Origin of the sequence: Haloarcula sp. JP-Z28, from assembly GCF_011440255.1 — an archaeon.
Lineage (GTDB): Archaea > Halobacteriota > Halobacteria > Halobacteriales > Haloarculaceae > Haloarcula > Haloarcula marismortui.
This window is the reverse complement of the sequence record NZ_JAAOHT010000074.1, coordinates 1-21,418: the sequence shown is the minus strand read 5'-3', so window position 1 is coordinate 21,418 and position 21,418 is coordinate 1. Positions and strand designations below refer to the sequence as shown.

Sequence of the window (21,418 nt, the reverse complement as noted above, 5' to 3'; positions counted from 1 at the left end):
TCGCCACCGCCGCTGTTGGAGCGGTTGATCGAAGATGCACAGAAGATCCACCAGCAACGACCGATCCTGCAAGAGACGCTCGCTACCGCTATGCAACCGAGGTGTGAGTCTTAGCTAAAGACGAATGACCACTGTTCTATCGGAGTGCACGAGACTGTCGGATCCTCTTCTATGTGGCCGTGACATTGCGCCTGTCCAGATTATAGGGGCGCTTACGTCTAGACCTTATTGGTGAATCAAGGCACAACTCGAACGATTTTCTTGAACGCGTCTTGACTAGATTTGTAAGAGTCCGCCTGTGGAGTTAGAGCCCCTGAGATACGGCCACAGCCTGTCCTTTGAGGTAATTCGGTGCGGCGAGAGGCACCGTTGTTGGTCAGTTGGGTTGCGATTCGCATTTTACTGTTCCTTCTCATCTGACCCTGTGACGCTCCCGTACTCGGAGGTGTCTGTCGTAGGCTGACTTTCACGACTCCATGACGCACTTCAGGCTCCGGGGGGTTCAGTGGATTTTTATAGAGCCTCTCTTGATCCGGTTTTTATGTGTCGGTCAGTCCGGTGACCGAAACCAACAGGGTAATATGCACCCGCACCTTTTGATTGATTACTTAGTAAACGCAAAATGACACAGAACACACTTCCTAACCCGCCGTCGTTAACCACCGTCCTGACTGCCGTTTTACTCGTGGGATTCGTTGTTAGTGCGGTCCCCAATATTGCAACTGCTCAGGCATCAGAATCTGGGGACGTTGTTGGAAACCCAGATGTCACTTTCACAACTTCATCTGAGCCGTTATCAGCCGACACCGCCGATGAGCTCACAGTTTCGATTGTTAATTACGGTCAGATTATCCAGCATGGTCCATCGCAGTACGAAGATAGTGTTATGACTGCTAGAGGACTATCCTTTGAGATAGATGACGGGGATACTCCAATTGATGTCCAAACTGGACAGGTATCTGTTGGTAACTTTCCAACTGGAAGTATAGAAAAGACTGTCTCTGTTATAGTCCCAGACAATGCTGAACCGGGAACATACAAACTCCCAGTCAATTACGAGTATTCATATACCCGCCATATTCGCTATGGGCCCAGTGGACCTACTGAGGGAAGCGACTCCACAAAAACGAAAACTGGCTCAATAACAGTTCAGGTTCGGGAGGATGCTCGGTTTGAGATTGTTGAAGCAAATGCGACAACGCAGGTTGGCGATAACAATGATGTCTCGTTCACACTCAAGAACACCGGCTCAGAAATCGCGAGAGGTGCAAATATCAATGCAGAGTCACAGAGTAGTTCGCTAACGTTCGAATCCGGAGATACGTCTTCGACAGCATCTGTCGGCGACTGGGAACCAGGGGAGATCCGGACTGTCAGTTATAACGCTGCACTTGAGTCCGACGCTCCTGTACGAGGGTATTCAGTTAACTTGAAAATAAACTACGATGATATCGATGGAATTGACCGAACATCAGACCCGATTACGACCACGGTCCAATCGATCCGCGAGCAGGATTTCACACTTAGTAACGTGGAGTCACAACTTCGTGTCGGTGAGGACGGTGACTTGATTGGTACCGTACACAACGACGGGCCCCTGCCGGCACGCAACGTCGTGGTACAGTACACTGGGGAGGACCAGAGTGTGATTCCAACGGAAGATTCAACCGCCGTAGGAACGCTTGATCCCGGTCAATCTGAGTCTTTCTCGTTGCCGATTGCAATCAGCGGTAGCGCCGAGTCTGGGCTCCGTTCATTTGACATGGCCATCAAGTACCGCAACGACGAAGGTGAGACAAGGACTTTCGATGAATTGGCTGTAGACGCCGAGATTGCTTCTGAGCGCGATCGCTTTGATGCCACGATTGAAAACCGTACTATCCAAGCAGGTGGTTCCCGTGCTGTCGATGTTGCAGTAACGAACAACCTCAACGAAGTCGCAAGCGATATCGAGGTCCGACTGTTCGCCGACGATCCGTTAGACACGGGAGATACCGACACGGGGTACGTTCAGTCACTTGACCCGGGTGAGACAAAAACGGTGACGTTCGAGTTGACTACCACCGGGTCTGCAACAGTGGGGAGTACCTACCCTATCTCTTTGGACTTCCGATATGACGACACCGAAGGCGACAGCCATCTCACCAAGACTTACCGACTTCCAATTGATGTAATCGAAAGCCAAGAGGGTGGGCTACCGCTGCCAGTTATCGCCGTTGCGCTCCTCGTTATTGGAACGGCGGCGCTCGTCATCTATCGGAGGCAGCAATAGCTGATGTCGCTTGACGAGCAGATAGAGGTGTGGACGCGGCGGCTTAATAACACCATCGTCGACAGTCCACGTAAAGTCATTGTCGGCTTTCTCGTGCTCACGCTTGTATTCGCTGGCGGGGTAGGATTAGTCAGCACAGATACTGAAGCGACTGACTCGTTCACCGACGGTCTTGAGGAACAAGAGGCGCTTGATGCAGTCAATGAAGAATTTGAAGATCCGTTCAAACCGGAGAGTGAATCTACTCAACTCATCCACTCGGGAAGTAACGTCCTGACGAAGGAAGCACTTCTCAGGGATCTCCGGGTTTTAGAGGAAGTTGAGTCGCGGGACAACCTCCGTGCCGCCTCAGCGAATGGCCCGGCAACGGTCATTGCTCAGCAAATTGACCCCTCAGCGGACACGGCAGCCGAACAACGACGCGCTATCGAGTCGACGAGTGCAAGTCGCATCGAAAAAATCGTTCGTGAATTGTCCGACAACTCACGATTTACCAGGACGCTTGCAACTGACTTTAACCCGACGAGCGCAAGTGCCTCAGCGTCAATCACGGTTATATCACACGATGTGCCCTCCGGATTCTCTGATAGCAATCTTCAAGAAGTACAGATAACGATTCGATCTATCGCATCTGACCAGCCTGGCGAAATAACCGCCTTCGGTAGCGGCGTAACAAACGCTGAAACAGCCACCGTCATCGGGGATTCACTTACCATCGTGATGCCCGTTGTCGTGCTGTTATTGCTGTTGTTCTTGGTTATCGCTTACCGTGATCCAATTGACCTCTCCTTGGGTTTGCTGTCGCTTCTGCTGACCGTCATTTGGACGTTCGGATTCCTTGGCTTCTCCGGGATTCCATTTAGTCAGCAAATGATCACCGTCCCTGTACTGCTACTCGCGGTTGGAGTTGACTTCGGGATCCATATCATCAACCGCTACCGTGAGGAGGCCGTCGCAGGATACAATGCTACAGAGGCGATGCGGGAAGCGAATAACCAACTGCTAATCGCCTTCGTCATTGTAACGGTTACAACCGTGTTCGGGTTTGGTGCAAACGTAATATCTGATCTCACACCAATCCGGAATATGGGGATCGCCTCAGGGATTGGGATTATTTTCACATTCCTGATATTCGGGCTGTTTCTCCCGGCAGCGAAGTTAGAAGTCGACAGGCTGCGAGAAGCTTACAATGTCCCTGAGTTCAACTCAGCACCGATCTCTTCCGAGGACTCGACGCTCGGAAAATTCCTGACGTTCCCGGCCCAAGCTAGCCGGTATGCGCCGATCGCATTCGTTGTCGTGTTGCTCATAACCGGTGGGATGGCAGCGATGTACGGGAGTGGCGTCGACACTTCCTTCGAAACCGAGGACTTCCTTCCACCGGAAGAACAGCCTGCGTACGTGACTGGGCTTCCAGAGCCGTTCGCCCCAAGCGAGTATACCGTCTCAGAGACGCTCAATCTGCTTGAGGACCGCTTCTCAACCAATCAGGACCAGTCAGTGAAATTGTACGTTGAGGGGAACTTCGAGGAGAGCCATGCACTTGAGGCACTCGCAGCGCCGAACGATGACGCGACAGGCTCGCTCGCAGTCGGCGACGGCGGATCTGCTCGGCCGACAAGCATCGTGACAGTGATTCAGTCATATGCCGAGCAGGATCAAGAATTCGCCAGATTGGTTGCTCGTAACGACGTGAACGGAAATGGGATCCCCGACCGTAATCTTGATCGTATCTACGATGTGCTGCTTGCTTCGCCGGCTGGTGACCGTGCTGAACAGTACCTCACCCCAGATCGGCGGAGCGCACAGGTCGAATACGCGATTGACTCGGAGGCCTCACAGTCCGAAGCTGCCACCGACGCCAGAGCATTTGCAGAGGAATTCCGATACGAGACGACCGCAACTGGCCAGATAGTCGTCTTCGATGCGGTGACGGGTATTATTTTCAACTCTTCAATTCAGGGACTGATTATCGCGATGGGACTAACCGGGTTGTTCCTTATTATTGCGTACGCCGTACTAGAAGACAAGCCGCTACTGGGGATTGTAAACCTCTTCCCGATCCTGCTTGCAATCGCGTTCCTACTTGGGACGATGCGATATCTCGGCATCTCATTGAACGCATTAACAGGAACAATACTCTCGATCTCAATTGGGCTTGGGATAGCATACTCAGTCCACGCCACTCACCGGTTTGTCGATGAGTATAATGCTGGCGCAGACGCTTATGAGTCGATAATTATCACGTTCTCAGGAACAGGTGGAGCTCTGCTCGGAAGTATGCTCACAACGTCACTCGGGACGGGTGCGCTTGCACTCGCTATCACACCTGTTTTAGGTGACTTCGGTCTATTGATGGCAATAAGTGTTATCTACTCATTTGCGTTCACTATCATCGCGCTGCCTCCCGCAGTCCTGTTATGGGAGCGCTACCAGAGTGTGTGGTCCGAAGTTACCCTGCCTACCCCAATGTGACATCCTCCGCGCCGTTCACGGCGCGGCTTCCCGCCCGTGGGAAATAGCTTAGAGGACAATGTTGAGAAGATCGAACGAATGAGAAAACTCGAAGCAAGTCTCCGCAAATACGATATCCCACATACACCGCGTAGTGAGCGACGGTTGAGGACTGAACCCCGAGACGACTCCCTGCGGCGTCCGGCAAACCAATTTTGGCCGCATAATAATATATAATATTAACACTTACTCATAACGTTTTATCATATCTAGCTATAATTTAAAACCAAATTATGTATACTCATTTCGCATCAATACTATTTTTTATATTGAAAACTGCTATTTAGTGGATGAAACGCAGTACAAGATTCCAGCAACGTTCTCTCTTTGCCATAGGGGGACTAGGTTTGCTAATAGGGGTAGCTTTTGTATTGGTACAGTTCCGAGCAACGCTCATATTTACCGTATTCCTGTATTATGCAAGTCGCCCGATTTACCGCAAACTCGAAAGTGTCTCTACTCCACCTTATTTCAGTGAATACAGCTTGCCGTACCGACGTCAGATACTCGCTGTCACCACAATATCGGTATTTTTGCTTCCGTTCCTTCTCTTGTTCACGTACACGCTTGTACTAGTGGTTCCTGCTGTGCAGCAATTTATCGGTCAAAACGATCTTGCATCAGGGTACCTCTCTGCGATACAATCTGCAGACAGTGGCGGACTCCCAGAGCCTATTGCGGGATTGCAAATAAGTGACCTATTGGATATGAGCCCGGAAGAGATTGTCACAATACTCAACGCCCCCAGTGTTCGGACGTGGATAGAGCAAACATTAGGGACACTTATCAGCTCAATTGGGGTTTTCGCTGATGTGGGGATTCAGGCATTTCTTCTTTTAAGTGGAACATACTATTTACTCACTGATGGGCCACGTCTTTCGCGATGGCTATTCGATCATTTCGATGAATCTGGAGTTGTCGAGTCGTATGCGATAGCTGTTGACGATGAATTATCTTCAATTCTGTTTGGTAATATTTTGAATGCACTCGTGACTGGAATCATTGGGATAGTTGTGTTTTCGGCATACAATTCGATATCTCCGGCAGCTGTCCAAGTTCCATTTGCACCGTTGGTTGGCGCACTTACCGGTGCAGGGAGTTTGATCCCGGTAGTCGGCATGAAGATTGTCTACTTCCCTGTCGGAGCCATTCTTACTGTTGGGGCCGTCGCTAGTGGACAAGCAACTGCAATTGGGTACGTACTCCTATTCCTCATATTAGCATTTGTTGTTGTCGACACAATTCCTGATTTCCTTATTCGGCCATATGTAAGCGGTAACAGAACACACGTGGGGTTACTTATGTTTGCGTACATCCTCGGACCGATTGTGTTTGGCGCTTATGGGATCTTTCTTGGACCAATTTTGCTTGTCCTTGTGGCACAGTTCTTTAGAACTGTTGCACCCTATGTGGCAACCGGCGAACCACCAGACCAATCGAAATTATATGAATATTAACATACCCAGCGGATTCTGCTCATCTTGGACAACTTCTCCTCGCACGTGTGCGAGTACACGCGTAGACGAGCCCACCAACTCGGTATCGATCTCGTCTTTCTCCCGGTCGGCTCTCCAGATCTCAACCCAATCAAGCAGGTCTGGAAGAGCCTCAAATGGGAAGCATCACCGTTGATCGTGGAGAGCGCGGCAGAATACCGCGCTCTCCTCACTCAACTCTTTGAGCAACTGACGACTCAGCTGAGCTTCGCGGCCTCGTGGATTGAGGAGTATCTCGGCGGGTATCTCCAGAAGTTACGCTAGGTACTAGACGGCCCTCAGTGGCCGGTCGAGGCCAGCGTGAGTGACAGCTATCGCCCTACCGCGACCACACCGCCTGAAGATATCGACCGCCTGTCGGCTATGAGAACCCCAGACCACAGGACAGCGTAAACATTTTGTCGAAAACGGTGGTTTGTGCAGATAGCAGCGTTTCCATAGGTGAATAGCAGTCTAATCGGCCCATATAGCGGAGTAGAAGGACGAAGGCGAAAAAATCGACTTTGTCATGGAAATCGATATCCTCGACTTCGTTAAGCAGTGTCGGCGTCTAGCCAAACAAGCGTTAGGGAAGCACGCGGGCGAGCCCGCCAGTGGCGGGTTCGCCCCTGGGTCCACGTCGTCTTGCACTGTTTCCGGGTCGAAGAAGAGCACAGCTACCGTGAAACGCCGAATCGGCTGGAATACATGGCTGAACTCCGTGAGCTTCTTGACCTTGATCAGAATAAACTCCCGGACTACACTGCTCTGTTGAATAGCGGCCTCTGAGCCACACTGAGACTATCTTGGTCTTGAGACCACTAGCGTCAGCTACTAACGAGCAACTCAAACTCCGACTACCCCGACCAACACCGCTATTCAACAGAGCAGACTACACAACTATCTACAAGTCCTTTAGCCGGGTGAAAATGTGGGTCTGGCGGGCGTTGCTGCGCTGCAGCAACACCCGCAGTCCGGTCACGCAGCACTTGATAGCACGTTCTTCGACCGCCATATCTCTTCATCGTACTACCGCCAACGCTCCGGAAACAGCGTTCAGACGCTGAAAGTGACGATATTGACCGATGTGGAATCGATTGCTGTGCTTGACGTACATATTTCGGCACGCTGGCAACACGATACCAAGACCGGGCCGCAGGTCGTCCGCCAGAACGCGGACGACCTGCTTTCCGTCGCTGCTGACAACGGTTTCCAAGACTGGAACACTGAGTGCGAGGTTGCCGCACTAGATATCGACTACCCCGTGAATTACCGTGGCTCGTCACTGAACGCCACCGCGAATAACGCCCCCATCCGGTCAAAATGGTACTTTCAGCATCGGATGGCCGAAACCTCGTATTCGACAATCAAGCGCTCGCTCGGCTTCGGTGGAAACGACAGGACACTCTCACCCTTTATCCACACGCCACGAAATGCACGAGCAATCACCAGCTACGAGCGAGGAAACGGTCCGGGCTGTGAGAAGCTATGAGTCGGATTCTATGACAGGCTCGGCGAATATTTTAGTCCGTGACGACACGGCCTGCCTGCCCAGTTTGGTTGTTATAAGGTACCATGTTGAACTCTGCATCGTTTGGGTATTTTACTTCCCAAACTATAGTACCTTGGACATTATCTCCATGCAACTCTGTTTTATTAGGGAACCCATTCCGGATGCCGAAAGTCACCTCATGTGAGCTATGCTCCTTATCGGCAAGTCCAGTAAATGACCATTGCTCTTGTCCGACAGTAACGTTATTTCCGGGATCCGTCGCCATCTGAATAGTGGCAACTACAAATTTATCACCTTCCGATGGCGTTTCTACGTCTCCATCACTCTCTTCAATAAGTTCGGTGATCCTATACTTAGTTACTCGAAACCGGACCTCTGAACCATTATGTACTGCCTCACCCCAGTCCCCAATTTCGACAACCACTGTGTTTGCTGCTGGTGTCGGAGTTGATTCTGGGGTTGGGGTTGCTGTCGGAGTTGATTCTGGGGTTGGGGTTGCTGTCGGAGTTGATTCTGGGGTTGGGGTTGCTGTCGGAGTTGATTCTGGGGTTGGGGTTGCTGTCGGAGTTGATTCTGGGGTTGGGGTTGCTGTCGGAGTTGATTCTGGGGTTGGGTCCGGAGTTGTTTCTAAGTTTGTTGTTGGTGTTGGGGTTGGCTCTGAAGTCGGATTCGGCACTTGCAATGCTGGGATTCCAGTGCTGGTTGCAGTACCAGCACCTACTACAGCAACTATGACAACACCAATCATGATTTTTTTCCTCATCAGCCTCTCAGAGATTCTCAACTGGTATTGTTATATGATAACTACAATAGAACGATTCAGATGATGGCACCGCCTAACTGAAAGACAGCGCCGGCTTCGACCGCCAGAGCTAGTGGGAAGGAGAAAGAAACAGCCGATAGTCTATGTCGAATATTTGCTGCTTCATGAGCAAGGCGGTTCAGTTAGCTAAAAATGCTGTCGGTGGCCGAAGCGAAGTCGCCACCCCCAACGGGGTGGTGGCTTCGCCGACTACGCCGTTGTATCGCTCCATTCTCTCCGGGTTTACTTGGAGAAGCCATACCGAGGGGCGTTAGATCTGCTGAGCGAGATGCCACATATTCTCGAAGAGGCTGGCCTCGAAAAGGCCGATCTCCCACAGCACTCCAAGCTCAGTCGATCACATTGACAGCCGCGTAACCCCGTTTGATGGCGGTGAACCAAACCGAACTAGCTGTGGAGCATCTTCGAACCGTTGGTGAGCATGATTTTCGGGATGGACCGTCGCTGTCGGCGGCGGACTGCCGCCGACGCGACAGTGTCACCACTGACGACCGCTGTCCGGCCCGATGGACAGTTACCGGAAGAACCGGTCGTCAAGTGGTTGATTCGCTGGAACAGACCTGCGGACACCAAGTGCTGTCCAAACTGCGCGAAGCGTCATTTCGCAAAACTCCGTGAACGACCACCGCAAGAGGCGGCGCCCCCCCCACGGCAGGGCGCCGCTAGGCTTTACACCGCATCCAAGCAGACGCCTCCTCTAACCCGATGTGATCGACTGACGCTCGATCGAACAGAACGAGCCGTCCTTGCAGCCACGATCCTGTCTTGAACAGCGTGCTGTCGTGCGTTTTCTCATCAGTCACATCGATCCGTTCAATTGTCTGGTCGGTGGCGTTGTGGAGCAGGTGGAGCTTCGCTCCAGTCTGCTCCTCGTGCCGGGCTTGGAACTCATCAGAGAGGAATTCGTGCAACCGAAACACCGTTCCATCAGCGATCATAACGTCCCTGAATCGGCCGATATCAGCGTCAACAGTATCGGGAACAGCGACCTCGTCGAGGCCGTGCTCGACGAGGTCGCGGAGGTACTTCGCCAGCATCGGCGTCAACCGCTGATAGAATCCACCGGGAGAGATCGTCTCGTCGGCTGTAGAGTTGTAGCTGCGTCTGAACCCAGCGAGTGTTCGGCTCTCGCCGGCGGCGAAGCCGAACACGAGCGCCCATACGAGGACAGGTATCTGGAGGTTACGGTCACGCTCGACCACGCCGAGTTCCTCGGCGTGCTCTTCGAGGAACTCAGAAGGAAACAGTGTAGTGAGCCGACGCATGATTCTCGATGAGGAGCCTCTGTCGGACACAGCTATCGCCACCTCATCCCTCTCGAAAAGAAGCCTCAATAAGCTACTGCTATACAGCGGTTCCTCTCTTAGCTAAAGACGGATGGGCGCTTGTTTGCCCTCGGTGAACTCCGCTGCAATCGGTGTTTTTTGTCCGGTCGAAACAATCGTACAGCCGTAGCCGTAGTAGTACTCTTTATCGGTTGGATCGTAGCATTTCGACGCACCTTGGTCAGCGGGCATCGGCCTCACGTTGGTTGAATCGATGCAGTAGGTCAAGTCGAGCAGGCCGCGCCGGGCGGCCTGCTCGACGAGGTGGTCAAAGACTTCGTCGACGACGTGTTCGAGGTCAGTAAGGAATCGATCGACCGCGTCTCTTGACGGCGGTCGATCGAAGACACAGCTTAGCCAGACAACCGTGTTCTGAAGCTCCCGCTCAGCAGGACGAATTCCGCAGATATCACGGTAATAGCAGTGCAGGAACCCACGCAGCATCTCTGGTGGTTTATGCTCTCGTGTTCGCCCCGTCTTCGCCGGGGCGAACACGTCGAACTCGCCAGGAAGCTCGAAGGAGAGATACTCAAACAACGCTAACGTCTCGGTCTCTGCGACATTGAAGAACGACTCTACCGGAGGCTCATTCTGCAGGGTCGCTGAGTCCATACCACCTCAGCATCACCCTACTCTTTGGTGTGGTAACCGTTCTATGACACCCGCTACTATGTCTAATTTTGCTCAGTCCTGTTTGTCACGTTAACTATCTCCTCCGGACCGACTGGGCCAGTTCTTGTTACCGTACTAACGTAAACGGGCTCATTGGCCTCAATCCTGTCTTCTGTGATGTCTGCCTCAAAAGTTCTGTTTGGTTGAATAGATGTGGGATAATGATATATCCAAGGCGATGGAACATCAGTACCTGAGCGAACCCGGATCCAAATGTCGGTATTAGGAGCCAAGGTCGTGGTACCTGTAATTTCCAGTGGCTCTGATCCAGCCTGCCACTGGTCATTTGCTATCGCCATATTAGCAGTCGGTTCAACAAGGGTGGCATTCGTTGCTGACTTTTTTGCCGCTATGGGCCCTTCTTTTCGAGATTGGGAAAGCCTCAGTGATATTGACTCTCTAGTTACATTGTTCAGCCCACTGGTATCCATTGCGACATACAACCGGTCATCATCTGGTGAGGTGAAATACTTGAACGGCAGCGGTGCGACAAATCTATTTGAACTAGTTGTGCTAGCTTTAACATTTAATCCGTTTCCAAGATTACCTGTTGCGGCCGGACCATACTCTACTGTTGTGTCGATTCGGTTTGGTCCGAGCGAGATAGTTGCAGGGTAAGCACCAGGTCTGGATGGATTTGTAACGTTTTCATATCGTAGGAGTACGGTTTCTGACCCTGACACAGTTTGCTGGTCGGTAGTTGTGATTTTTATTATTCCCTCAGAGTTCGTATTTACATTTACGATTGATGAAATGAATGATCGATCTATTTGCCCATCTTGATCTGAATCTACACCAGCGTGGGTTATATTTAATTTGACAAGATCTGATGGTAACTCGTTTGCCGCGTTATCGTAGCTAATGCGCATCTCCCGAAATGATGTATTAGTCCCCTCTCCTTGCACCTGAACTGTATGAGCTGTCTTCGTCCCCACAGTACTGTCTACTGCGACGATTCCGTTGTTTCCTGGCGGATCGTCAAATCGACCGACGCCCATGATTCCTTCCGCTTCGAACTCTGCGATTAATATGTCACCACGAGCAATCTGGCTTGGAGTAGGTGACCCGTTCCTGATAACATTGGTTTTGCTTATTTTCTCACTAGCAGGCAATGTATGCAGTTGGCCAGGTTGGAACACACCTGAACTGAGTGATAATGTTGAATCGGGTGCGTTTCCGTCGACAGCTATATCATACTCTCCCTCGGTGAGCCCATTATCGCCCCGCTGAGAAACTTCGCGCAAGTGATCTGGAGACGAGACACTATACCCAGACGGATTGCCTGAAGTCTGTGTTTCAAATGTATTGATTCGGATCTGGATCTGGCCGTCACCATCCTGATCAGTTGCAGTAACCTCTGCTGAGTACTGCTTCCGAGAAATGTTGACTGTTGCCGTGTCATGCGGTGAGACACGAACTGGTATCTTTACAATATCGCCTACTTCTTCAAATATTTCAGAGTCAGCCACCGTACCCTGTGCCCCAGACTGGACGTGTCCGGTAGCACCGCCAACTGCTAGCGAAGTGACGATCAAGAAAGTAAATAGGATTGATGGAATCTGGCTTATCCAGTTCATAGGTACTCTTTTTTTGAGATTGGTATATGTTTTGTGGGCCGGAATTTTCTGCTGTGTTGACGCCGTAGCTCTCCCACAGAAGGTCGTCGATCTCTTGTGGGGTCTATAGTTGTCCTTTCTCAAGGAGAGCGAAGAATCAGTACCTCACAAAGTATCGCCAGTTAACCTGACCTGAGTCACCTGTTCTGTTGAACTGAGTCGCCGATAGTGGTCAAAGAACGCTAATCGAAGGGGGAGCTGCCGCTGTCGGCGGCGATGAGCCGCCGACGCGGCAGCGTTGCCACTCACAAGGCAGTCTCCTCGGTCGGTAATTACCGGTGGAAACGGTCGTCCGGTGGCCGGTTTGCGGGGACGTCCCGACGCACCGCGAGGGCCGTCCACGCTGCCCGACACAGCATGTTGATGAACTCCTCAAACGACCACTTCCAGAGGCGACGCCCGCCACGGCGGGTCGTCGCCAGGTATTAGGCACACCTTCAGCAAGCAGACCTCTCAACTAACCGGCTTCGTGAAGTACTGAGACTTAATGCAGTCGAAACTGCTGGATCACGTGTTGGGAAGGCAATTACTGTCTCCGGACTGACGACAGTGTTCGGATTCTCTGCACTTACTCTGTCACCGCTCCCAATTTTAGCTGACTTTGGGTCATTAACTGCCGGTGTCATTTTCCTCACTCTTGTTGCTGCCCTTGCGACTCTTCCACCGACACTAATTATTCTTGGCCGCCTGTCAGACGCACTCGAGAGAGCCCGTGAAAATAAATATCTCCCAATGAAAAGGAATATGATAGAAGCCGATGATTGAAACAATCCTCGTTCCGGTTGACGGATCAGCACCAGCACAAGAAGCTGTCAAATACACTCAAACTGTGTTCCCTGATGCAAACATTACGCTTCTGACTGTTATCGACCCTGCTGATGGATTCGCTGGTTACAGTGGTGATGACGATGGAAGCTGGGAAAAACAAGCTAAGGCAGAAGCAGAGTCACTCTTAAAAGATGCGCAGGCCGAATTCATGAGTCCCGAGAAAATTCGAACTAGCGTCGTGGTCGGTGACCCAGTTGAGACAATTATTGCAACAGTCAAGAATGAGGATATAGATCAAGTGATAATGGGAAGCCACGGTCGCGATGGTATTCAGCGGTTGCTTGTCGGTAGCGTTGCAGAGCAAGTTATGCGGAAAGCACCTGCTCCGGTGACAATCACTCGCTGATTTCCACGCGGTGACAGCTTAGACCGTGTTGCTGTCTGTGATTGTCGGTTTGTGTGCACTGGGTATTTGACAATGCGTCTATCATCTGCAACGTGCGTGTTTACGTTGAGGATTCAACCGCTGGCACAGCCCGAATTCGTGAAATCTCTCGTTGTTCCGTGAAAGCGGTCTGAGTCCGTTGTTGCAGGGATCACATCCCTGCTGGGGCCACGTCGCCAGTAAGGGTCAAGTCGCTCTCCAACTTCAGACCTCCACCGGTTGATCTGGGGGTGTCTCAAGCGCATCACGTTGCAACAGTGTGTCTCCAACCGCCTCAACCGAATCAACCTCAAACTGATCGAGGAGGTGTCCACGGACGGTATTAGCGTGCGGTGAGTCGTCAGTCGTTTTGCAGACGTGATTGATCGAGGTCCCGCCAGCGCTAGCGCTGGCGAGGACCCCGTACAATGTCTCCGTAGAGACCTCAATGTCTTCTCCGGGACCTACCGAAAGCTCCTTTTCAAGACTGTTAGCGACAAAATTAACAAGGTGCTCTCCCTCTAACTCGTTGTCTGCTTGGGGGTGCTCCACATCCTCTCCAAGCAGACGCTTACTCTAACCCAATGTGATCGACTGGTTATGTCTCTTTCAGAAACTGAAGTAGAACTAGTGCGTCTTCAGTCCTGAAATGCTAGCTTTATCCACTTAGAGCGGCTCTAGAGAGTATTCAGGAATATTCTGAAGTCCCTCATACCACGAACTCAGAGCAGAGAACCCATCAATCAAAAGCAATTTCTATGGCGTTTGACCATGACTCGAAATGCCGTTGGTATGTAGCTGATGCATATTTACCAATCTCATCCATCTGACGAGCAGATGGTGGGTTCCCCAGTTTATTTTTGAGCCTAGTTATTTCATCAAGTAGTTCCTTTTCGGTGATTTTGCTGCCTCGATTTTCGGGCTCAAATCCAGCTTCATCTAGAGCTTCATTCCATGATCCAAAGTGCTGGCTATACGTGGTTGGATCATAGTTCCCCAAATCTTCCATGTGCTTGAATCTCGGTGTTCCACCTATTTCCGTCGCAAGTCTATTTATTTCCTCAATAAGCTCGTCATCAGTAATAGTAGCTCCAACATTTTCGGACTCAAAGCCAGCTGCTTCTAAGGCGTTATTCCATGATCCAAACTCGTTTTTATAGGTAGAACGCCAATATCTACCATGTTTATTCATATCTAAAGCAGTTGGTTTTTTATTAAGATCGTCAGCCAGTCGTTGCAACTCTTCCAATAGATCCGCTTCAGAAACTTTAGAGTCCGACTCACTTGGGTCGTATCCTGCTTGTTCAATAGCCTCATTCCAAGATCCAAATCGAGAATAGTATGTTGAAGCGGAGTGTCTACCCTGCTCGCGAAACTCTGCAAGCGACGGGGGATGTCCGAGTTCACTTGCTAGCTTGCGTATCTCATCTAAGAGTTCATCATCAGAGTATTGCATTCTCGGTACAGTATAATACAACTACATAAATAAGATATTCCTTATCGCTATTTTGTAGAGAGGAATTATCAGTACCTCACAAAGCATCGCCAGTTAACCTGACCTGAGTCACCTGTTCTGTTGAACTGAGTCGCCGATAGTGGTCAAAGAACGCTAATCGAAGGGGGAACTGCCGCTGTCGGCGGCGATCAGCCGCCGACGCGGCAGCGTTGCCACTCACAAAGCAGTGTCTTCGGTCGGTGATTACCGGTGGAAACGGTCGTCCGGTGGCCGGTTTGCGGGGACGGCCCGACGCACCGCGAGGGCCGTCCACGCTGCCCGACACAGCATGTTGATGAACTCCTCAAACGACCACTTCCAGAGGCGACGCCCGCCACGGCGGCTCGTCGCCAGTATTAGGCACATCTTCAGCAAGCAGGCCTCTCAACTAACCGGCTTCGTGAAGTACTGAGTCTATTTCGTCTGTCCGGAGTGGTGAATTGAACTTACCCCTATCTACTCGGCGGTAGCAGCCGAGACTGATCGTCAAATCATATAGAGGGTACTGTATCGTGGCATTCAGGTAGCGTTCCCTCAACTCATTCGGGAAGTGTCGATACTACTGCACTGACTCCCATCTCACGACGCCGGTTATGCTGACAGTTCTAGGGAAAGACTCAGTCGATCACATCGGGTTAGAGGAAGCGTCTACTTGGGAAGAGTGTGGAAGCCACCCAAGCAGACAGCGAGACAGAGGAAGAGCACCTGCTTAATTTTGTCGTCAATGGCACTGTCTAGTTGAGCGAGTTTGAGAAGCGAGGAGGTCGTAGCGAGAAGTGTTCATGCCACTCGCAGACCTCCTCAGAGAAACGTTAGATAAGGACAGCCAAGACGTTTGGGAGAATGAGCGCACCCCGACACCCGTCCGGCGGTTTGGGGTGCGTCTCCATACGGCGGGGCTGTCGATTAGGGAGACGGTCGCAATCTTAGACTTGCTGGGTGTCGATCGCTCTCACGGAACGGTCTGGAACTGGGTTCACACGCTATCGGAACAACAGAGCGACCCGCCGACGGCGGAGCCGTCGCGGGTCGCAGTCGACGAGAAACAAATCGAGGTTGACGGCGAAAAGAAGTGGCTGTACACTGCCGCCGACGTTGATTCGAAGTTGTTGCTAGATGTCGACGTGTTCAGCCGCCGCAGGACCGACCCCGCGGCGGCGTTCCTTCATTGACTCACTCAGAAACATGATGTCGCCGATTCAGTGTTTCTCGTCGACGCTGGCGGCTATTTGACTGCCCTCTCACGCCACGATTTGAGCGGTCGGCTTGACTATCGAATCCGGAACCACATCGAGAAGTGGTTCCAGACTGTGACCATGCGAATCGACCGCTTTCACTCCTTCTGGGGGGCAGTCAATCCAGCGCGAAACAGTGGTTACGACGCTTCAAACACCACTACAACCATGAACGGCCGAACCAGGCACTCGACGGCAAAACGCCGGCTGAGGTCATCCAGAACTAGACAGTGCCGCTCGAAGAGATTATACTTGAGACGGACAAAAAAGAGCTATTCGGAAGAGAAAGAGATAGAGACGGCTGTATACGACTACCCGCAAGCCTGATCGAATCGATGCGAAACCATTTGATCATCCGGCCGCCAGAAGAGTTCCTGAAATAGAGTCACACCCACAAGACTTAGTTCGAGACTGGCAATCTCCGTAGGGTAGTGGCACTCACGTGGCTACTATCGACGCTGGAGCTGCCAGTTATTCCGCGGTGCTGCACTGTTCTTGATGCGGATGGCTCCGTCTTTGCGAAGTTGCTCAACTGTGTCATCAAACTCCGCTATTGAGAAGTGAATCTTTTCGCTCTCTAATCGATCAATGACATACATCACAGATGCCATTTGGTTCCCTTGCATTTCCAATATCTTGAGAATCTGCCTTGCCAGCTTAGACATGAATAATTAGTAGCCGAAAGTTGCTATGTATGCACATTACATGTAGGTTTATATTGATGATGAGTAGTTGCACTGTTCATTCCTAAGGCATATATTACAACTGGAACATAGGTACAATGTCGACATGCCCTCCAGCAGTCGCAAGCTTCTCTCAATAGACAGTGAACAGTGGCGCTTAGCACGCGAAGACCTCCACATCAGAAACACCACCGAGGCCAAACATGATGTGGGCATAAAAAATATACAACGAAGAAGAGTGTTGACATACAGCACACTATCGGCTCTTACCAGACCAGTCCGGCTGTTCGGTCAACTTGCTACAGGATGGCTGCTACAAGATTAGAGCCGTTCTCGACCAACAGTACGAGTCAGTCGGTGCTGTAACAGTGTCTAGCGAGCCCGAACAGACCGCCTTCATTCGTAAAGCCTGTCATACAATAGTCCTCAACAAGTGCTATTCACATTTTAGGACTTGAATAAAAAGGACGAATGGCTAAATCACGGGCTTCAGCGCGAATTGAGGGCTGTATAATCGCCAAGTAGAGGCCGTGAGACGTATTCTATGACACACTGCCTTCATTCGTATTCAAAACAACGAGATCATGATTGAAGAAGGAGTTCCCCCGCGTCTCTGAGCCGATGTGTCTCCTCATCCTGCGTAAGCAAGATTCAGTACTTCACGAAGCCGGTTAGTTGAGAGGTCTGCTTGCTGAAGGTGTACCTAATACTGGCGACGACCCGCCGTGGCGGGCGTCGCCTCTGGAAGTGGTCGTTTGAGGAGTTCATCAACATGCTGTGTCGGGCAGCGTGGACGGCCCTCGCGGTGCGTCGGGCCGTCCCCGCAAACCGGCCACCGGACGACCGTTTCCACCGGTAATCACAACCGAGGACACTGCCTTGTGAGTGGCAACGCTGCCGCGTCGGCGGCTGATCGCCGCCGACAGCGGCAGCTCCCCCTTCGATTAGCGTTCTTTGACCACTATCGGCGACTCAGTTCAACAGAACAGGTGACTCAGGTCAGGTTAACTGGCGATGCTTTGTGAGGTACTGAGATTGAGTGAGAAAGGGTAAGCTCATGTTTAAAGCCATTCAAACAAGATAGCAAATTGAATGAGTTCTGCATCTACATCGGACAGGTCCCCCGAGTCTGCCGATCCTGTGTCGGGCTATCGTGCTGCGTTCAGGTCGATTTATCACGATTATATTGGCGAGCCGGATAAGGAGCGAGACACCTACGCTGGGTTTGGCCTCTTTTTCGCTGGGATCACCCTTGCTATTGTCGGGTTCTGTCTCTTCTTATACAGCAACGTCTTGGAGTCTGGCAGTCCGCTGTACTGGCAGATTCGGGAAGTCGCACTCGTCGTCGGGTTTGTTGGACTACCCTCTGTGCTGTTGAGCGCCGTCGTACCCCTCGCAGTTGGCTTCAAGACTCGAGTGGTCAGTGGCGCCGGCACGTTGTTCTGTCTCGCCGCAACGATTATTCTGGTCGATGTTTTCCCGTACGCGTGGACAACCAGTAAGGGAATCAACGGTAGCGTTTGGACAATCAGTGTCTACGCCACTGGGCTCGTTACGGTCGTAGCTTCGACAGGAGCGGCGTTAGTTGCACACTACCTCGAGCGAGCAACAACGTCAAGCGAGTCAGCCGAAGCGGTTGAGTCGTCCGAGAGTGAATCAGAGTCAGTCAGCAAAGCAGATGTCGACAGCGATATTGAGCAGGCGCTGGACGGGGCAGAACTATCATGGGGTGGCGTTGAACAACAGCCCAAAACCAAGCGGCTGAATCTGGATATGCCGGAAACGGATTCTGACCTCGACCGGACGGCCATCGAGAACTCCGAGGCGACGACAACACGAGCCGACAGTAATGATGTTGACGACGCAGTAGATGGACTTAGGCAGTTGCAGGGTGGGCAATCAAAGACGGAACGAAGTACCGGTACCGGAGAACAAGTCAATGCGCTTACCGAGTTCCGAAATGAGCAGCGTGGAGACGACGATGTGCAAACCGGTGTCGAAGAGCAGCAGGGTCTTACTAGTCGTCTTCGGTCATTGTTTTTCGAATAGACTGTTTGATCATCCCGTGCACTCCACTGCGTCTCTCATTGCGTGAATTTGGTTGCAGTAGTGTAGTCCTGCACTACCTTCACCCAAGTTTTCATAAATAAAATGTAACTTATTGCAACAATACAGGCTAGTTTTTTCAACTTGGTGGGGAAATGCAATTGTATGCCCCAAGGTCTCGATGTCGGTACGATGAACCTCCTATCTGCACGTCAAGATGGTAACGAGACAGTCTTCGTGCAGCAGCGGAACTCCTTCGTCGAAATTGACTACAGCGACATGGCCGAACAGATGCTATCGAGAAGCGATGTTCTCCACATCCGCAAGGATGATCGAGTCTACATCGTTGGCGATGACGCCCTGAACTTCGCGAACATCTTCAGTGAAGAGACACGCCGCCCGATGCAAGCCGGGATTCTCTCAAGCGACGAGCAATCAGCCATTCCGATGATTAAGCTCATTACTGAACAAGTGGTTGGACAACCGGAATTCCCGAATGAACGTCTGTTTTTCTCGGTTCCTGCGGACCCCATCGACGCCGATGTCTCAACGTTGTATCATCAAAAGACGATTGAGTCACTACTCACGGATATGGGCTACAGCCCAGAACCAATCAATGAGGGGATGGCTGTCATCTACTCCGAGCTTGCCAATCGTGAGTTCACCGGTCTCGGTATCAGCTTCGGCGCCGGGATGACCAACGTTTGTTTGTCGTACTATGCAGTCCCCGTAATGAAGTTCTCCATTGCACGCGGTGGCGACTGGATCGACGAGCAGGCTGCCCAAGCAACTGGTACACCCGTCGATAAAGTCACCTCCGTTAAGGAAGAAGACTTCGCACTCAACTTCGAGACGGATGTCGGCGGTATTGAAGGTGCGCTGAGCATCTATTACGACAATCTCCTCGACTATGTCATCAAGAACATCATCAGTGAAGTCGACGAAGAAGATGTCGAGGAGGGACTGGATGTCCCAGTTGTTGTGACCGGTGGGACATCCAGTCCTGACGGCTTCGAAGAATTGTTTGCCGAGCGGATCAACGAGTCTGAGATACCGTTCTCAATCAGCGACGTTCGCCAAGCCGAGAACCCACTATACAGTGTCGCACAGGGAGCACTCGTCGCAGCGTGGTCGGAAGAGGAGCGCGAAGGGCAGAACGAGCAAGCTGAAGAGCCCGATACCGCCACTGAGAAATAATTACTCTCAGACAGAGGCACTGCTCACCCGCGTCAGCCGGGACATACTACTGGTCCCCGTCCAAGCAATGCAACCGACGTCGGACGTTACTCAGTTTCTTCCCCGTTTTCGTTGGCTTCAGTTTCCGTGTTTTGACTATTCTCATCGGTCTCGTCAAGTTTGGCTGGAACGTCCTCACTTGGCTCACTTTCGCGCTCGTCGATAACGCGATTCAATTCGTCAGCAGCTTCTTGGTGGAGCTTGTTAATGTCAGAATCCAAGGAGATGCCCACCGCGACACCAGCCTGTTCAAGTGAGAATTCTGGTCGATTCGTGGGCTCATCACTTTCTGGAATCGGGATGCTGGGTATGCGACCAGTATTTTCGGGTTTACCGAGGTTAGAGTCAAGATGCTGGTTGAACCGAGCGAAGGCGAATTCCCAAGACTCTGGAGGAGAGGCCTCGTTGTGATGCTGGCGACGACCCGCCGTGGCGGGCGTCGCCAGGTATTAGGCACACCTTCAGCAAGCAGACCTCTCAACTAACCGGCTTCGTGAAGTACTGATTTTTGCCTTCGGCGCAATTCAGGCAGGAACTTTATCAACTTGAAATGGGACAGCTCTGATCAAGATTGAGCATAGGACCACTCCTACACGTAGCCGGGTGGATTCACCGCGACCGTGTCGCTAGGACCACACACCCACCCCTATCGATTTGTTCTAACGAGAAAGGATGGTGAGGGGAGTCAATCACGGGGGAGCCGAGGTGGATATGGTTCGTCAGAATAATATCCCTCAGCTAAATCCATCTTTATAAGCCCGATTCTTGTTATAATCGGTGTGCAGAAAGGGGATTGAACAAATCGATAGGAGCGGGTTCAGAGCAGTTAGCCGAAGAAACAAAAAGGACAACAAGACATCACTCACCACAGTGTACAAGAACCCCGATCCTGGTCTTCGTCCCTTGGTTTCTCGATTCCTTATTTAATACTCTATCAGGAAGAGAATAGAGCGACAAAGAGTGATTAGAACAAATCGATAGACGTGTGTTCTTCTAGCTAGCTAGTAGCTAAAACTAGAAAGAAGAAAAAGATGCCGTGTTGACTCGATGGAAACGCTGCTACGCCATGAGAGCGTGAATTAAGACATGGGGCGCAAGAGACCGACCGCTATTCCGTGCCTTAGAGCACGTCGTGTTGACTGGTCCGTGTGCGAAAGAAGCCGAGTCATGGGCGTTACAGCCCGGATGCCGCGCTAATGGTCAAGATAACTTCTGAAAGTTAAGAAATTTCTCACACCACTTCTTGGCGTAGCTGACTTGCTGCGTCACTTGTTCAAATACGTCTTTGACGAGTTCGTGAAATTCGTCCTCGTCGCCGACG

10 protein-coding genes and 13 pseudogenes are annotated in these 21,418 nt (G+C 51.5%); 12 read left to right on the top strand and 11 right to left on the bottom strand.

What is annotated here, in order from left to right:
- The first annotated feature begins 622 nt into the window (after window positions 1-622).
- The 5 genes and pseudogenes from G9463_RS24095 (at window position 623) to G9463_RS24575 (ending at window position 7,753) form a co-directional block, all read left to right on the top strand.
- On the top strand, window positions 623-2,272 hold the full coding sequence (locus G9463_RS24095) for a COG1361 S-layer family protein (RefSeq protein WP_240150088.1): 1,650 nt from the start codon (window positions 623-625) through the stop codon (window positions 2,270-2,272).
- Between the two features lie 3 nt (window positions 2,273-2,275).
- Window positions 2,276-4,747 (top strand): RND family transporter, encoded by a 2,472-nt coding sequence (locus G9463_RS19795; RefSeq protein ID WP_165897622.1) that lies wholly within the window; start codon window positions 2,276-2,278, stop codon window positions 4,745-4,747.
- A 329-nt stretch (window positions 4,748-5,076) separates the two neighbouring features.
- Complete coding sequence (locus G9463_RS19790; protein WP_165897621.1) at window positions 5,077-6,243, top strand: AI-2E family transporter; 1,167 nt, start codon at window positions 5,077-5,079, stop codon at window positions 6,241-6,243.
- 6 nt (window positions 6,244-6,249) lie between these two features.
- A pseudogene (locus G9463_RS19785) lies at window positions 6,250-6,546 on the top strand (transposase); the annotation flags it as partial.
- 244 nt (window positions 6,547-6,790) lie between these two features.
- Window positions 6,791-7,753, top strand: a pseudogene (locus tag G9463_RS24575) (transposase).
- A gap of 31 nt (window positions 7,754-7,784) precedes the next feature.
- Here the strand turns inward: G9463_RS24575 and G9463_RS19770 are convergent.
- Window positions 7,785-8,522, bottom strand: coding sequence for a hypothetical protein (locus G9463_RS19770; RefSeq protein WP_011222320.1), 738 nt, complete (start codon window positions 8,520-8,522; stop codon window positions 7,785-7,787).
- A gap of 158 nt (window positions 8,523-8,680) precedes the next feature.
- Here G9463_RS19770 and G9463_RS19765 point away from each other — a divergent pair.
- Window positions 8,681-8,937: pseudogene (locus G9463_RS19765) on the top strand (IS5/IS1182 family transposase); the annotation flags it as partial.
- A gap of 174 nt (window positions 8,938-9,111) precedes the next feature.
- Here G9463_RS19765 and G9463_RS19760 read toward each other — a convergent pair.
- From G9463_RS19760 to G9463_RS19740, 5 genes and pseudogenes are all read right to left on the bottom strand, one after another.
- Window positions 9,112-9,243, bottom strand: a pseudogene (locus G9463_RS19760) (ISH3 family transposase); the annotation flags it as partial.
- Between the two features lie 73 nt (window positions 9,244-9,316).
- Window positions 9,317-9,862, bottom strand: a pseudogene (locus G9463_RS19755) (IS4 family transposase); the annotation flags it as partial.
- A gap of 114 nt (window positions 9,863-9,976) precedes the next feature.
- Window positions 9,977-10,534: pseudogene (locus G9463_RS19750) on the bottom strand (IS5/IS1182 family transposase); the annotation flags it as partial.
- A gap of 62 nt (window positions 10,535-10,596) precedes the next feature.
- Entirely contained in the window at window positions 10,597-12,171 is a 1,575-nt protein-coding gene (locus G9463_RS19745) for a hypothetical protein (protein ID WP_007188991.1), read from the bottom strand.
- A 311-nt stretch (window positions 12,172-12,482) separates the two neighbouring features.
- A pseudogene (locus G9463_RS19740) lies at window positions 12,483-12,635 on the bottom strand (ISH3 family transposase); the annotation flags it as partial.
- A gap of 49 nt (window positions 12,636-12,684) precedes the next feature.
- On the opposite strand from G9463_RS19740, the pseudogene G9463_RS24090 reads away from it, so the two are divergent.
- Together G9463_RS24090 and G9463_RS19730 are read left to right on the top strand one after the other, a co-directional pair.
- Window positions 12,685-12,975 (top strand): annotated as a pseudogene (locus tag G9463_RS24090) (MMPL family transporter); the annotation flags it as partial.
- Window positions 12,968-13,384: a universal stress protein gene (locus G9463_RS19730; protein ID WP_007188990.1), complete on the top strand. Its 417-nt coding sequence runs from the start codon at window positions 12,968-12,970 to the stop codon at window positions 13,382-13,384. The pseudogene G9463_RS24090 and the gene G9463_RS19730, both read left to right, overlap by 8 nt.
- Window positions 13,385-13,630: 246 nt before the next feature.
- On the opposite strand, the pseudogene G9463_RS19725 reads toward G9463_RS19730, so the two are convergent.
- The 3 genes and pseudogenes from G9463_RS19725 to G9463_RS19715 form a co-directional block, all read right to left on the bottom strand.
- Window positions 13,631-13,954 (bottom strand): annotated as a pseudogene (locus tag G9463_RS19725) (ISH3 family transposase); the annotation flags it as partial.
- Window positions 13,955-14,141: 187 nt separating this feature from the next.
- Window positions 14,142-14,858, bottom strand: coding sequence for a homing endonuclease associated repeat-containing protein (locus tag G9463_RS19720; RefSeq protein WP_080509777.1), 717 nt, complete (start codon window positions 14,856-14,858; stop codon window positions 14,142-14,144).
- A gap of 243 nt (window positions 14,859-15,101) precedes the next feature.
- A pseudogene (locus G9463_RS19715) lies at window positions 15,102-15,251 on the bottom strand (ISH3 family transposase); the annotation flags it as partial.
- Window positions 15,252-15,679: 428 nt separating this feature from the next.
- On the opposite strand from G9463_RS19715, the pseudogene G9463_RS19710 reads away from it, so the two are divergent.
- The 4 genes and pseudogenes from G9463_RS19710 to G9463_RS19690 all read left to right on the top strand — a co-directional run bounded on the left by G9463_RS19710 (window position 15,680) and on the right by G9463_RS19690 (window position 20,058).
- A pseudogene (locus G9463_RS19710) lies at window positions 15,680-16,359 on the top strand (IS6 family transposase).
- Window positions 16,360-17,524: 1,165 nt separating this feature from the next.
- Window positions 17,525-17,674: pseudogene (locus G9463_RS19700) on the top strand (ISH3 family transposase); the annotation flags it as partial.
- A gap of 281 nt (window positions 17,675-17,955) precedes the next feature.
- Window positions 17,956-18,864: a permease gene (locus tag G9463_RS19695; RefSeq protein WP_165897623.1), complete on the top strand. Its 909-nt coding sequence runs from the start codon at window positions 17,956-17,958 to the stop codon at window positions 18,862-18,864.
- Window positions 18,865-19,026: 162 nt separating this feature from the next.
- Window positions 19,027-20,058 (top strand): hypothetical protein, encoded by a 1,032-nt coding sequence (locus G9463_RS19690; RefSeq protein WP_165897620.1) that lies wholly within the window; start codon window positions 19,027-19,029, stop codon window positions 20,056-20,058.
- A gap of 86 nt (window positions 20,059-20,144) precedes the next feature.
- Here the strand turns inward: G9463_RS19690 and G9463_RS24085 are convergent, their stop codons facing one another.
- A complete protein-coding gene (locus tag G9463_RS24085) occupies window positions 20,145-20,318 on the bottom strand; it encodes a hypothetical protein (protein WP_240150087.1) in 174 nt (57 codons plus the stop codon).
- Window positions 20,319-21,297: 979 nt separating this feature from the next.
- A pseudogene (locus G9463_RS19680) lies at window positions 21,298-21,418 on the bottom strand (IS630 family transposase); the annotation flags it as partial.

Bases quoted from the DNA above. Each gene is read 5' to 3' on its own strand.
- G9463_RS24095 (WP_240150088.1), top strand. From the start codon at position 623: ATGACACAGAACACACTTCCTAACCCGCCGTCGTTAACCACCGTCCTG.
- G9463_RS19795 (WP_165897622.1), top strand. From the start codon at position 2,276: ATGTCGCTTGACGAGCAGATAGAGGTGTGGACGCGGCGGCTTAATAAC.
- G9463_RS19790 (WP_165897621.1), top strand. From the start codon at position 5,077: ATGAAACGCAGTACAAGATTCCAGCAACGTTCTCTCTTTGCCATAGGG.
- G9463_RS19770 (WP_011222320.1), bottom strand. From the start codon at position 8,522: ATGATTGGTGTTGTCATAGTTGCTGTAGTAGGTGCTGGTACTGCAACC.
- G9463_RS19745 (WP_007188991.1), bottom strand. From the start codon at position 12,171: ATGAACTGGATAAGCCAGATTCCATCAATCCTATTTACTTTCTTGATC.
- G9463_RS19730 (WP_007188990.1), top strand. From the start codon at position 12,968: ATGATTGAAACAATCCTCGTTCCGGTTGACGGATCAGCACCAGCACAA.
- G9463_RS19720 (WP_080509777.1), bottom strand. From the start codon at position 14,858: ATGCAATACTCTGATGATGAACTCTTAGATGAGATACGCAAGCTAGCA.
- G9463_RS19690 (WP_165897620.1), top strand. From the start codon at position 19,027: ATGCCCCAAGGTCTCGATGTCGGTACGATGAACCTCCTATCTGCACGT.